This is a genomic window from Streptomyces sp. NPDC046335, from assembly GCF_055587985.1.
This window is the reverse complement of the sequence record NZ_JBVJFF010000002.1, coordinates 425,475-437,932: the sequence shown is the minus strand read 5'-3', so window position 1 is coordinate 437,932 and position 12,458 is coordinate 425,475. Positions and strand designations below refer to the sequence as shown.

General features: G+C 69.1%; 13 protein-coding genes. 8 read left to right on the top strand and 5 right to left on the bottom strand.

All coding sequences use genetic code 11. The annotated features are described in order from the left end of the window. Positions 1–7 precede the first annotated feature (7 nt). From ACZ6JY_RS05790 to ACZ6JY_RS05780, 3 genes are read right to left on the bottom strand one after another with little or no spacing between them, the layout of a single operon-like run. Positions 8–682 (bottom strand): urease accessory protein UreF, encoded by a 675-nt coding sequence (locus ACZ6JY_RS05790; RefSeq protein WP_469192596.1) that lies wholly within the window; start codon positions 680–682, stop codon positions 8–10. 58 nt (positions 683–740) lie between these two features. After that, positions 741–2,819 (bottom strand): urease subunit alpha, encoded by a 2,079-nt coding sequence (ureC, locus tag ACZ6JY_RS05785; protein WP_469193015.1) that lies wholly within the window; start codon positions 2,817–2,819, stop codon positions 741–743. Positions 2,820–2,821: 2 nt separating this feature from the next. Then, positions 2,822–3,673 carry an urease subunit gamma gene (locus tag ACZ6JY_RS05780; protein WP_469192594.1) on the bottom strand — a complete coding sequence of 284 codons (852 nt, stop codon included), beginning with the start codon at positions 3,671–3,673 and terminating at the stop codon, positions 2,822–2,824. Between the two features lie 252 nt (positions 3,674–3,925). Between ACZ6JY_RS05780 and ACZ6JY_RS05775 the strand changes: the two genes are divergently transcribed. Further along, positions 3,926–4,516: an isochorismatase family protein gene (locus tag ACZ6JY_RS05775; protein WP_469192592.1), complete on the top strand. Its 591-nt coding sequence runs from the start codon at positions 3,926–3,928 to the stop codon at positions 4,514–4,516. Between the two features lie 175 nt (positions 4,517–4,691). On the opposite strand, the gene ACZ6JY_RS05770 is transcribed toward ACZ6JY_RS05775, so the two are convergent. Next, positions 4,692–5,402, bottom strand: a complete 711-nt coding sequence (locus tag ACZ6JY_RS05770; protein WP_469193013.1) for a DUF5324 family protein — start codon at positions 5,400–5,402, stop codon at positions 4,692–4,694. 288 nt (positions 5,403–5,690) lie between these two features. On the opposite strand from ACZ6JY_RS05770, the gene ACZ6JY_RS05765 reads away from it, so the two are divergent. Continuing rightward, positions 5,691–6,224 (top strand): peptidylprolyl isomerase, encoded by a 534-nt coding sequence (locus ACZ6JY_RS05765; RefSeq protein ID WP_469192590.1) that lies wholly within the window; start codon positions 5,691–5,693, stop codon positions 6,222–6,224. Positions 6,225–6,362: 138 nt separating this feature from the next. Next, the gene (locus ACZ6JY_RS05760; protein WP_469192588.1) at positions 6,363–7,259 is read left to right on the top strand and encodes a rhomboid family intramembrane serine protease; all 897 of its coding nucleotides are present in this window, start codon (positions 6,363–6,365) and stop codon (positions 7,257–7,259) included. A 261-nt stretch (positions 7,260–7,520) separates the two neighbouring features. Here the strand turns inward: ACZ6JY_RS05760 and crgA are convergent, their stop codons facing one another. After that, positions 7,521–7,778, bottom strand: coding sequence for a cell division protein CrgA (gene crgA / locus ACZ6JY_RS05755; RefSeq protein WP_447038481.1), 258 nt, complete (start codon positions 7,776–7,778; stop codon positions 7,521–7,523). Between the two features lie 143 nt (positions 7,779–7,921). On the opposite strand from crgA, the gene ACZ6JY_RS05750 reads away from it, so the two are divergent. The 5 genes from ACZ6JY_RS05750 (at position 7,922) to ACZ6JY_RS05730 (ending at position 12,422) form a co-directional block, all read left to right on the top strand. After that, complete coding sequence (locus tag ACZ6JY_RS05750; protein WP_469192586.1) at positions 7,922–8,692, top strand: DUF881 domain-containing protein; 771 nt, start codon at positions 7,922–7,924, stop codon at positions 8,690–8,692. Between the two features lie 24 nt (positions 8,693–8,716). Beyond that, positions 8,717–9,400, top strand: coding sequence for a class E sortase (locus ACZ6JY_RS05745; protein WP_469193011.1), 684 nt, complete (start codon positions 8,717–8,719; stop codon positions 9,398–9,400). Between the two features lie 212 nt (positions 9,401–9,612). After that, complete coding sequence (locus tag ACZ6JY_RS05740) at positions 9,613–10,269, top strand: aminodeoxychorismate/anthranilate synthase component II (RefSeq protein ID WP_469192584.1); 657 nt, start codon at positions 9,613–9,615, stop codon at positions 10,267–10,269. Beyond that, on the top strand, positions 10,266–11,648 hold the full coding sequence (locus ACZ6JY_RS05735; protein ID WP_469192582.1) for a class E sortase: 1,383 nt from the start codon (positions 10,266–10,268) through the stop codon (positions 11,646–11,648). Before ACZ6JY_RS05740 ends, ACZ6JY_RS05735 begins: the two co-directional genes overlap by 4 nt. Positions 11,649–11,672: 24 nt before the next feature. Next, positions 11,673–12,422, top strand: a complete 750-nt coding sequence (locus tag ACZ6JY_RS05730) for a class E sortase (RefSeq protein ID WP_469192580.1) — start codon at positions 11,673–11,675, stop codon at positions 12,420–12,422. Positions 12,423–12,458 lie beyond the last annotated feature (36 nt).

Sequence of the window (12,458 nt, the reverse complement as noted above, 5' to 3'; positions counted from 1 at the left end):
TGACGGGTCAGGAGGCGAAGAGCCGCATGGGCCAGGCGGCGTGCTGTTCACCGGTGATGTCGAGCAGCGGCGAGGACGCGGCGGGCAGGACGCCGACACCGTCGGTGGCAAGCTGCGCCGCCGCCCGGTCGGCGGTGGCGGCGACGTCGTCGAGCTCCCCGGCGAGGCGCGCCAGCAGGGCGGTCGCGTCGAGCGGGTCGAGGCTCAGCAGCCGCACCGCGGCCGTCGCGGGGCCGCCGACGCTCTCGTACGCGGCGCACCGGGCGGCATCCGCCGGGGCCAGGCCCGCGGCGCGGGCGGCGACGCCGAGGACCACGGGCTGGTGTGCGCCCTGCGGCAGACAGCGGGCGATCCGGTCGAGCTCGGGGCAGGGCCAGGCGGCCCGGGCCGCACGCAGCATCTGCCGGCCGAGCTTGCGGGCGACCTGGCGCAGTGCCGGTACGGGGGTGCGCGCGTCGGCGGCCTCGTCCAGTGCCACCGGGTCGTACCCGGTGGCGGCCGCGGCGGCGAGGCCGGCCGCGGTCAGCCCGGCGGTGTGCAGGCGTCCCCGGCAGAACGCCTCCAGGCTTGCGGCGTCGTGGACACCGCCCGAGGCCACCGCGGCCTCCACCCCGCCGGAGTGGGCGTGCCCACCGGCGGGGAAACGGCCGTCGGCCAGGACGAGCAGGGCGGCATGGCTCATGGGTGGCCTGCCTTTCGCAGGTACGGAGTGCGGGGCGAGGGACGTCCCGGGGCCGTGCTCAGAAGAGGAAGTACCGCTGCGCCATGGGCAGTTCCGTCTCGTAGAGACCATCACCCTGTGGCGGCCGCGAGGCCGGGACCGCCTTCGGGGCCGGGTTCGACACGTCGAACATCTGGTCGCCCTCTACCTCGGTGTAGGCATCCGTGGTCGTGCCCCTGTACGCGCCCGGAGCGTTGGGCGGGATTCTCCCCGTCTTCGGGTCTCCGGGTGTGCGCGTGTACGTGCCGCCGCCCTCACCGATGGTGATCTCGAAGGTGGCGGTGTTGATCACGAGTTCCGGTGACTGATCGTTGTGCACCATGTCCGCCTTGGTCCTACCGCGGGTGTCCGTGATCGGTTTCGACTCCTTGGTCAGCGCGTAGTCCTTCTTGATGTCGTTGGCCTTGGGCACGACGAAGTTGAAGGAGTTGCCTCCCGGAGCCGTGCCGCACGCTCCCCACACGGGGCGGGGGAAGTACGGCTGCGGTGTCGGGATGGACGCGTTGGCGTCACCGAGCTGCGCGTAGGCGATCTGCCCGCCCTTGATGATCATGTGCGGCTTGACGCCGAAGAACTTCGGCTCCCACAGCACCAGGTCCGCGATCTTGAGCTCACCGCTGCGGGGTACCTCGACGGAGCCGACGTACTTGTCGATGCCGTGGGCGATGGCCGGGTTGATCGTGTACTTGGCGATGTAGCGCTTGACACGGAAGTTGTCCGTTCGCGCGGTGTCACCGGGCAGGGGCTGAACGCGGCGGCCCTTCATGACGTGCGCGGTCTGCCAGGTCCGCGTGATCATCTCGCCGATGCGTCCCATGGCCTGCGAGTCGGACGACATCATCGAGATGGCGCCGATGTCGTGCAGCACGTCCTCAGCGGCCATGGTCGAGGGCCGGATGCGCGAGTCGGCGTACGCCTCGTCCGCGGGGACGTTGAGGTTGAGGTGATGGCAGACGACCATCATGTACATGTGCTCGGCGACGGTGTTGACCGTCAGGGGCCGGGTCGGGTTGGTCGACGCGGGCAGCACGTTCTTGTACTCCTTGCCCCTGACCCTGTTCGCGCCCGTGCCCGTGTCCTTGTCCCTGCCGGCCAGCTTCATGATGTCCGGGGCGTGGCCGCCACCGGCGCCCTCGACATGGAAGACGTGAATGCCCCGGCCCTTGGTCGCCGCGAAGGTGTCCTCGACGAAACCGGACTCGTTCATCGAGTCGGCGTGCAGGGCCACTTGGGCGCCCATGGTGCCGCAGACCGTCAGGGCCGCGTCGATGGTCCCGGGCGTGGCACCCCAGTCCTCGTGGACCTTGAGACCGATGGCGCCGGCCTTGATCTGCGCCTCCAGCGCCTTCTCGTTCGTCGTGCCGCCCTTGCCGAACAGACCGATGTTGACCGGATAGGCGTCCAGTGCCTTGAAGGTCTGCTCCAGGTGCCAGCAGCCGGGCGTCATGGTGGTGGCCCTGCTGCCGTCCGCGGGGCCGGTACCGCCGCCGATGAGCGTGGTCACTCCCGAGGCGAGCGCCTCGTGGATCTGCCCGGGGCCCAGGAAATGCACATGGGTGTCGATGCCGCCCGCGGTCAGGATCTTCCCGTTCCCGGAGATCGCCTCGGTCTCCGGCCCCACCACGAAGTTCGAGGCATACGACTTGGCCGAATTCTGGGCCTTCGGCGACATCGTCTCCGGGTTGTAGGCCTGGCCGATCGCCTTGATCACCCCGTCGCGCAGGCCGACGTCGGCCTTCACCACGCCCCAGTGGTCGATGATCAGCGCACCGGTGATCACCGTGTCCACCGGTTCCTCGCCCGGCCGGGTGTCGGGGTCGTTGTCCCGCGCGCGGTGTGACTGGCCCATCGACTCGCGCATGACCTTGCCGCCGCCGAAAAGCATCTCGTCGCCGCTGCGTTCAGGGCCGCCGCACCAGTCCTCCTCGATCTCGACGACGAGATCGGTGTCGGCGAGCCTGACCCGGTCACCGGTCGTCGGACCGTACAGCGTCGCGTAGTCCTCCCGCTCCAGTTCGACCGGGGGACGCGTGAGGAAACTGGGACGCGGCGGCTGCGAACCGACGATGCCGGCCGTCCGGTTGGTGGGGCCGCCCATCATCACACCGTCCAATTCGATGAGTTCTTGCCGACCCGAAGGCCCTTTACCTGCCGCAGCCCCCGGATGGGCACCACCCATACCGCACGCTTGTCGCTGGGGCCGAATCGCTCCGAAGTACCGGCCGCGATATGCAGCCGCTTACCCGTCACGACGGCTTTCCGGGACGACGGCCGGCCATTGTCGTCCTCGTAGAAATGGAGGAAATCGTTGACGTCGTCCAAGTGGTAATGGGAGCCGACCTGGATCGGGCGGTCCGCGGTGTTCTCCGCCCACAGCTTCTCCCCGGCCGGGAACTGAGGAGGATTCCCTGCCAGGTTGTACGGCACAGGGGTCCGGTCCGGGTGTTCGTATTTCCCCGGGTGCACCGACGGCGGATTCTTGTCGTCCGTCGTGCCGAGCGGATACGGGATGGTCACCAGCTTCGTTCCGTCCTTGAACGTCGCCTCGACCTGCACATCGCCGATCATCTCCCGCACGCCCGGCATGACGTTGATGGTCGGCCTGGACGCCGGCGGCGCCGGGGGCGCTGTGGTCGACGATCCCAGGACCTTCTGCGTGGCCGGCATGGTCGTCGTACCCGGTGTACTCGTCGTTCTCGGCAAGGCGAGGGCGACGTTGAGGTCGCTGCTGCGCTTTTCGAGCTGCTCCGCCACATCACTCAGATTGGTGTCCATGAGCTCGGCCACCGTCTTCGTGCCGTGGCGGGCCTCCTCCAGTACATAGGCCGAGAACAGCGCCATGACCTCCGGGTAGTTCAGCTCGAGGGTGGGCTCCCGGATGAGGCGTCGCTCGACCAGATCGGCCGCGGCACGGATCATGAGCCGCTCCTGCTCATGCGGCGTCAGATGCATGCGGGTTCTCCTTCCTGCGGTGACGACGTGATGTGTGCGGCGAGGACGGCACGAGGAGAACCCGGTGCGGACGCCGCACCCGGCCAACGAGCGCGGCGGAAAAGGGAACGGAAGCAATATCCGTGTTCACGCTTTTCAGGTACGTCAAGATCAATAAGCGTCCCGAACGGGTGACACGGAGCCTGATGCGCGCACAGCCATCAGCGGAACGGTGATCATCGAAGCGAGGTTCACCCGAGGAAAGGGCACTCCATGCGGCGCGCACTGATCATCGTCGATGTGCAGAAGGATTTCTGCGAGGGCGGAAGCATTCCGGTGAAGGGCGGCGCGGGCCGGGCCGCGGCCATCGCCGAGCTGATCCAGCGGTCCGACGGGGAGTACGGCGTCGTCGTCGCCACCCGCGACCACCACATCGACCCGGGGGCTCACTTCTCGGAGAATCCCGACTTCCAGGAATCGTTCCCCGTGCATTGCGTCGTCGGCAGTGAGGGAGGGGAATTCCATCCGGATTTCGCACTCGCCGTCGACTCCGGTCACGTCGACGAGGTCGTCTTCAAGGGAGCGCACTCCGCTTCGAAGAGCGGGTTCGAGGGCTTCACCCAGGACGGCACGGCACTGTCCGACTGGCTGAAGGCCCGCGATGTCACCGACATCGACGTCGTCGGCATCGCAACCGATCACTGCGTGAAGGCCACCGCGCTGGACGGAGTCCGCGCGGGCTTCGCCGTGCGGGTCCTGCTCGACTACACCGCCGGCGTCGCCGCCGACACCACGCGTACCGCACTCGACGAGCTGCGGCGGGCCGGCGTCGCGCTGAGCGGCGAACCTGTTGTCGTCGCCTGAACGGGCCGGCCCCGCCTCCGCGCCCCTGCGCTCTCAAGGGGCCGACCGGAGCGGCCACCGTTTCACGTGAAACATCGCGGCATGAGGACGCGAGAACGCCGTGGGGCGGGAGACCGGTAGAGATCTCCCGCCCCACGGCGTCGTACTCGGTGAACGGGCTGGGTGGCCCCGCGCGTCAGCCCCGCTTGTCGCGGTCCGCCGCCTCGGCCTCGGCTTCGGCCTGCTTGGCCTGGACCTCGGGGTCGAGGGCGTCCTGGGTGCTGCTGCCGTCGACGGAGGTCAGCGTCGTGGAGGCGGGGACCTCGGTGGCCTCGGGCGGCTCGACGAGCCAGTCCGGGTTGGCCTGCTTGTCCCACCACTTCCAGGCGGCGACGGCTCCGCCGGCGAGCAGGCCGAGCAGAATGACCTTCTTGGCGACGCGTCCGTTCCTGGCCCGGCGCTCCTGCTTGCGGATCAGGCGGTGGACGTCCTTGGGCGAGACTTGACCGCGCAGCGCGGCCATGGCCGCCGTGCTGCGGGCCGCGGCCTCTTCCCGTACGGGCTGCGCCACGGCCACCGCGTGCTCGATGCGGGGCTTCGAGTAGTCGGCGGCCTGTCGCGCGGCCTTGCGGGTGCGGGCGGCGGCCTCGTGTGCGGCGTGGTCGACCTTCGGCGGCACGTGCGTGCGCGCCTGCTCGATCCGGGGGGCGACATGGGCGCCGTACTGGACACGGGCCTGCTCGGCCGCCAGTGACACCTTGGGTGCGAGCCGTACGCGCGCCTCATGGGCGTACTGCGTGGCCCGGTCCTTGGCCGTGTCGGCGTATGGTGCCACCGCGTCCGCGGCGTGCCGCACGCTGTCCTTGGCCGAGCCGGTCGCGGCGCACACGCTGTCGATGCGGGTCACGTGATCCTCCTCCTCGGTGGCGTATACGTATGTCACCTTTCCACCCTTTCAAGGATCATGCCTTCTGGCTCGCCATCGGGCACGAGAGGGCGGGCATCCGGGTCATCCCTGACCCCGGCCAATCGGTGTTGTGGGGCAGTGGTGATCAATTCGCTTGATTCGGTGCAAGATGAGCTCTTCGCCGACAATGCCACGGATCGTCGCGGCGCGCGCCCACTCGGCGGCTACTCGTCCCAATCCGGTCCGTGGCAGGATCGGGGTGTCACAGAAGACAACGGAAGGCAGATCGTGGCTGAGCAGCTTTACGCCACCCTGAAGACCAACAACGGCGACATCGAGGTGCGGCTGCTGCCGAATCACGCGCCGAAGACGGTCAAGAACTTTGTGGAGCTCGCCCAGGGCGAGCGCGAGTGGACCCACCCGCAGACCGGCCAGAAGACCAAGGACCGTCTCTACGACGGCACTGTCTTCCACCGCGTCATCAGCGGTTTCATGATCCAGGGCGGCGACCCGCTGGGCAACGGCACCGGCGGCCCGGGCTACGAGTTCGAGGACGAGTTCCACCCGGACCTCGCCTTCAACAAGCCGTACCTCCTCGCCATGGCCAACGCCGGCCCGGGCACCAACGGCTCGCAGTTCTTCGTGACTGTGTCGCCGACCGCGTGGCTGACCGGCAAGCACACGATCTTCGGTGAGGTCACCGGAGAGGCCGGCAAGAAGGTCGTGGACGCCATCGCGGCCGCCCAGACCAACCCGCGCACCGACCGCCCGGTCAACGACGTGGTCATCGAGTCCGTGGTCATCGAGACCCGCGACGCCTGATCCACGCGTTGTCAGCGCATCCCGAGCGCTTGCCCGCGAGGGAACCAAACCGCCCCGCCCGTCCGTAAAGGAAGGGCGGGGCGGCGCGTTGCCACGTGTGCCGTCGCAGTGCCTTCGTACGGAGATTGAGGGGACCCCATGGACCAGGCGCCAGGCAGCCCGCAGGAGCCGCAGGGGGCACCGGGCCCACGCGGTTGCTACCGGCATCCCGACCGCGAGACCGGTATAACGTGCACCCGCTGCGAGCGTCCCATCTGCCCCGAGTGCATGATCAGCGCCTCGGTCGGCTTCCAGTGCCCGGAGTGCGTCAGCGGTGGCTCGGGCACGGGGCACGCGCCGGGGGCCAATCAGCCGCGCACGGTCGCCGGCGGCACGGTCACCGCCGACCCGCGTCTCGTCACCAAGATCCTCGTCGGTCTCAACGTCGTGCTGTTCCTGGTGCAGATGGCGGTCGGGGACCGCTTCACCGATCAGTACGACCTGATCGGGCGGGCCTTCGTGCCCGAGCTGGGTTCCATCGAGGGCGTGGCCGAGGGGCAGTACTACCGCCTGGTCACGGCGATGTTCCTGCACGGCAGCGTCATGCACGTCGTCTTCAACATGCTGAGCCTGTGGTGGATCGGCGGCCCGCTCGAAGCGGCGCTCGGCCGGGTCCGTTATGTCGCGCTGTATCTGGCGTCGGGTGTGGCGGGCAGCGCCCTGACCTACCTGCTGGCCGAGCAGAACCAGCCCTCGCTCGGGGCGTCCGGCGCCGTGTTCGGTCTGTTCGGCGCCACCGCCATCCTGATGCGGCGGCTGAACTACGACATGCGGCCGGTCCTCGTCCTGCTGGCGATCAACCTGCTCATCACGGTGTTCTGGCCCAACATCGCGTGGCAGGCGCACGTGGGCGGGCTCGTCGGCGGCCTGATCGTCGGCTACGCCATGGTGCACGCGCCGCGCGAGCGGCGGAACGTCATCCAGTACGGAAGCTGTGCTCTGGTACTGGTCGTGGCTGTGGTCATGGTAGTCATCCGGACCGGCCAGCTCGTCTGAGGTGACCCCGTTGTCCACAGCGTGTACCGGATCCTGTGCAAGCTGTGGGGAACAACAGTGCCCCTTGTCACTGACCTGGGTTTCCCCAGGAAGGACAAGGGGCGTGCGGGAGGACGAAGATCCGGTGGGCCAGTCACACCGGCGTCAACCGGCCGAGAGTTATCCACAGATCTTCAGACCTTTTCCCCATGTGGATAGCGCTGTGGATAACTAAGGCCATGCCTTGTGTGTGAGGCGCGGACGCGCCTCACACGGCACCACCTACTTCCACTGCGTGGAGACACCGAACCCGGCGGCGATGAAGCCGAAGCCGACCACGATGTTCCAGTTGCCGAGCGGATCGATCGGCAGCTTGCCGTCGGTGACATAGAAAACGACGATCCAGGCGAGGCCGATGAGGAACATCGCCAGCATCACCGGAGCCACCCAGCTGCGGTTCGTCAGCTTGATGCTCGTCGCCTGCTTCGCGGGCGGAGGCGTGTAGTCGTCAGCCTTCTTGCGGATACGTGACTTCGGCACGAGGGTCTCTCCTGTCGATGCGCTGCGTGGCCGCGCAGGTAACTGTCATAGGGCGCCGGGCGGGGACTCCACGGGAAGCTGAGGCCTCCCCCAGGCGTCCGTTAGCGTAGTGCTTCCGCGGCGCTGAAGGAGATAAGGGTACGTTGAGCAATTCTGCCGACCCCCCGAACAGTGCCGGTCGCCGCCCCCGGTGGCGTCCGGTTCGGGTGCTTACGGGTGCCGTTTTCGCCCTCGCCGGGCTGATTTTCTTCACCAGTTTCAACACGGCCAAGGGCACCAACATCCGTACCGATGCCTCCCTGCTGAAACTCTCCGACCTCATTCAGGAGCGCAGCCACAAGAACGGCGCGCTCGACGAGTCCAACGGATCCCTGCGCGACGACGTCGAGTCGCTGGCCCAGCGCGACAGCGGCGGCACCAAGGCCGACGACGCCCGCCTCAAGGCGCTCGAGGAGAACGCGGGGACCAAGAAACTCAGCGGCCAGGCGGTCACCGTCACCCTCGCCGACGCCCCGCCCGACGCAGGCCCCAAGCTGCCCGGCTACCCCGAGCCCCAGCCGAACGACCTGGTCATCCACCAGCAGGACCTGCAAGCCGTGGTCAACGCCCTCTGGCAGGGCGGCGCCAAGGGCATCAAGGTCATGGACCAGCGGCTGATCTCGACGAGCGCGGTGCGCTGCGTCGGCAACACGCTCATCCTCCAGGGCCGCGTCTACTCCCCGCCGTACAAGGTGACCGCCGTGGGCGACCCCGACAAGCTCAAGAGCGCCCTCACCGCCTCCCCCGAGATCCAGAACTACATGCTGTACGTCAACGCCTACGGGCTCGGCTGGAAAGTCGACGACGACTCGGCGGTGACTCTTCCCGGCTACTCGGGCACAGTGGATCTCCACTACGCGAAGCCCGTGGAGTAGCCGCCCCTGGGGGAGCCCGTGTCCGTGCGCGTGCTGGTCAGGACGTTCAGCGAGCTGTGCATCACCGTCGGCGCCGTCATCGTGCTCTTCGTGGCGTACGTCGTCCACTGGACCGGCGTGAAGGCCGACAGCGCCATGAACAGCCAGATCGACGAGCTGCACGACCGGTGGGCGCGGGGCCAGGCCCCCACGGACACCCGGGGCGCCGACGGGCCCCCGGGAGAGCCCGCCCCGTACAAGGACGGCAAGGCCTTCGCCGTCATGTACATCCCGCGGTTCGGTTTCACGTGGAACAAGCCCGTGCTCCAGGGCACCGGCACCGACGTGCTGAAGAAGGGCCTCGGCCACTACGCCTCCACCGCCCGCCTCGGACAGAAGGGCAATTTCTCCGTGGCCGGCCACCGCCGCACCTACGGCGACCCCTTCAAGGACTTCCCGAAGCTGCGGCCGGGCGACCCCGTCGTCCTCACCGACGGCGCCACGTGGTTCACGTACCGCATCGACAGGAAGCCCTACAGGACGCTCCCGGGCGACATCGGGGTCATCGACGCCGTGCCGCGCAAATCCGGCTTCGACGGCCCCGGCCGCTACCTCACCCTCACCACCTGCGAACCGGAGTGGGGCCACAGCCACCGGCTGATCGTCTGGGCGCATCTGGACGCGACCCGGCCCGTGGAGGCCGGGAAACCGGAGGCACTGCGCCGTTAGTCTGTTGCCGTACGGCAAGGGAGGACTGATGCCGTACGCGACGGAAGGGACGGCATGTACGGCTGGATCTGGCGGCATCTGCCGGGAAACGCATGGGTGAGGGCAGTGATTTCGCTGATGCTCGTCTTCGCCGTGGTCTATGTGCTGTTCCAGTACGTCTTCCCCTGGGCCGAGCCGCTGCTGCCCTTCAACGACGTCACCGTGGACGGCCAGTGAGCACCGCCGGCGGCACCCGCAGCCGCATCCTCGTCGTCGACAACTACGACAGCTTCGTCTTCAACCTCGTCCAGTACCTCTACCAGCTCGGTGCCGAGTGCGAGGTCCTGCGCAACGACGAGGTCGAGCTCAGGCACGCGCAGGACGGCTTCGACGGCGTCCTGCTCTCGCCGGGCCCCGGCACCCCCGAGCAGGCGGGCGTCTGCGTGGAGATGGTGCGCCACTGCGCGGCCACCGGTGTGCCCGTCTTCGGGGTCTGCCTCGGCATGCAGTCGATGGCCGTGGCGTACGGCGGCGTGGTCGGCCGCGCCCCGGAGCTGCTGCACGGCAAGACCTCCCTCGTACGCCACGAGGGCAAGGGCGTCTTCGCGGGCCTGCCGACACCGTTCACCGCCACCCGCTACCACTCGCTCGCCGCGGAGCCCGCCACCGTCCCGGCCGATCTTGAGGTCACGGCGCGCACCGAGGACGGCATCATCATGGGCGTGCGCCACCGGGAGTTCCCCGTCGAAGGCGTGCAGTTCCACCCGGAGTCCGTGCTGACCGAGCACGGCCACCTCATGCTGGCCAACTGGCTGGCGGAGTGCGGCGACACCGGTGCCGTCGGGCGATCGAGCGGGCTCGCCCCGGTGGTGGGCAGGGCCACGGCGTGACCGCCCTGCGCCCCGAGCGCGACTCCTCCGGAGCCCCGTACGACGCGAACGCCGCGTACGGGGACACCGGCGGTGCGCGAGGGGGCGCCGCGGCTGCCGCGCAGGACGACGAGGCTCTCGAAGCCGCCGTCGGGGACCTCGCCGATCCGCTGACCGACCCGCTGCCGGGGCAGCACCCTTCCCCGTGGTTCCGCAGCGGCCCGGCGGAGCCACCGCCCAAGGCGCCGCGGCCCCCCGAGCCGGCCGGGGAGGGGCAGGAGCCGCCGGAGCCGGACGGGCACGACCGGTACGGGGATCAGCGCCCCAGGGCGCCGCGGGGGGCGCGAGGGACGCGGGAGCCGCAGGGCACGCCCGAACCGACGTACGAGCAGCTCTACGGCGCCTACGCCCCGCAGCAGGCCTCCCCGGCCGCCGCCACACCGCCCTCGCCCTCGCCCTCGCCTGCGCGGACGGCCTCGTACGATCCGATACCTGCCGACGACGAGACGGTGGGCCTGCGCACCGCCGACACGCGCCGAGCGGCCGAGCCGGCGAGCGACCGCCCCACGGAGACCGTCCGCCTCACGGAGACCGTCGGCCCCACGGGAGGCCGGGCGGCGCGCCGTAAGGCGGCCAAGAAGGGCGGTGGACGGCCCGTACAGGCCGGTTCGAGCCCTGGCGCTCCTCTTTCCCGCGTGGAGGCCCGACGCGCCGAGCGGGCCCGCAGGCCGTCGGCCGGCACGGTGATCAGCCGAGGGCTCGGCGAGGTCTTCATCACCCTGGGCCTGCTGATGCTGCTCTTCGTCACCTACCAGCTCTGGTGGACGAACATCCGGGCCCACCAGCAGGCCGACGGCGCGGCCCGGGACCTCCAGAACGAGTGGGCCAAGGGCAAGGGCAAGCCGGGCACGTTCGAACCGGGCCAGGGCTTCGCCCTGCTGCACATCCCGAAGCTGGACGTCGTCGTGCCGGTCGCCGAGGGCATCGACAAGCACGGCGTCCTCGACCGAGGCATGGTCGGCCACTACAACGAGGGCGCCACGAAGACGGCGATGCCGGACGCCGAGCAGGGCAACTTCGCGGTGGCGGGCCACCGCAACACCCACGGCGAACCGTTCCGCTACATCAACCGCCTCGAACCGGGCGACCCCATCGTCGTCGAGACGCAGGACAAGTACTTCGTCTACAAGATGGCGAGCATCCTGCCGCAGACGAGCCCGGGCAACACCGGGGTGATCGGCCCCGTCCCGCCCGGATCGGGCTTCACGAAACCCGGCCGCTACATCACACTGACCACTTGCACCCCGGAGTTCACCAGTAAGTACCGGATGATCGTCTGGGGCAAGATGGCCGAGGAACGGCCGCGCAGCAAGGGCAAGCCGAGCGCGCTCGTCAACTAGAAGTGTGAGAACGGGGCAGAACCAGTGGCAGCCACGACCGACGACGACGAGAAGCAGGCCGAGGCGCCCGCACCGGAACCCGCTCCGGCGCCCGCGCCGCGACGCCGGGGCCGCGGTCCCCTGGCCCTGGCGGTCAGCGTCTTCGGTGAACTCCTCATCACCGCGGGCATCGTCCTCGGCCTCTTCGTCGTCTACTCCCTGTGGTGGACCAACGTCATCGCCGACCGCGAGGCGCACAAGCAGGGCGACCGGGTCCGCGACCGCTGGGCGGGCGGCCCCGGCAGCATCGACACCAAGGACGGCATCGGCTTCCTCCACGTACCCGCGATGGGCGGCGGAGAGGTGCTGGTCAAGGAGGGCACCAGCCACAAGGTGCTCAACGACGGCGTCGCCGGCTACTACAAGGACCCGATCAAGTCCGCTCTCCCCGAGGACAAGGAGGGCAACTTCACGCTGGCCGCGCACCGCGACGGGCACGGCGCGAAGTTCCACAAGATAGACAAGATCAAGAAGGGCGACGCGATCATCTACGAGTCGCGGGACAAGTGGTACGTGTACAAGGTGTACGCGACGCTGCCCGAGACCTCGAAGTACAACGTGAAGGTCCTCAAGCCCATCCCCAAGGAGTCGGGCGCGAAGAAGCCGGGCCGCTACATCACGCTGACGACGTGCACGCCGGTCTACACCTCGAACTACCGCTACGTCGTGTGGGGCGAGCTGGAGCGGATCGAGAAGGTCGACAACAAGCGGACGCCGCCTGCGGAGCTGCGGTAGCCGGCCGGCGGAGCCGCGGCGCCCCGCCGGCGGAGC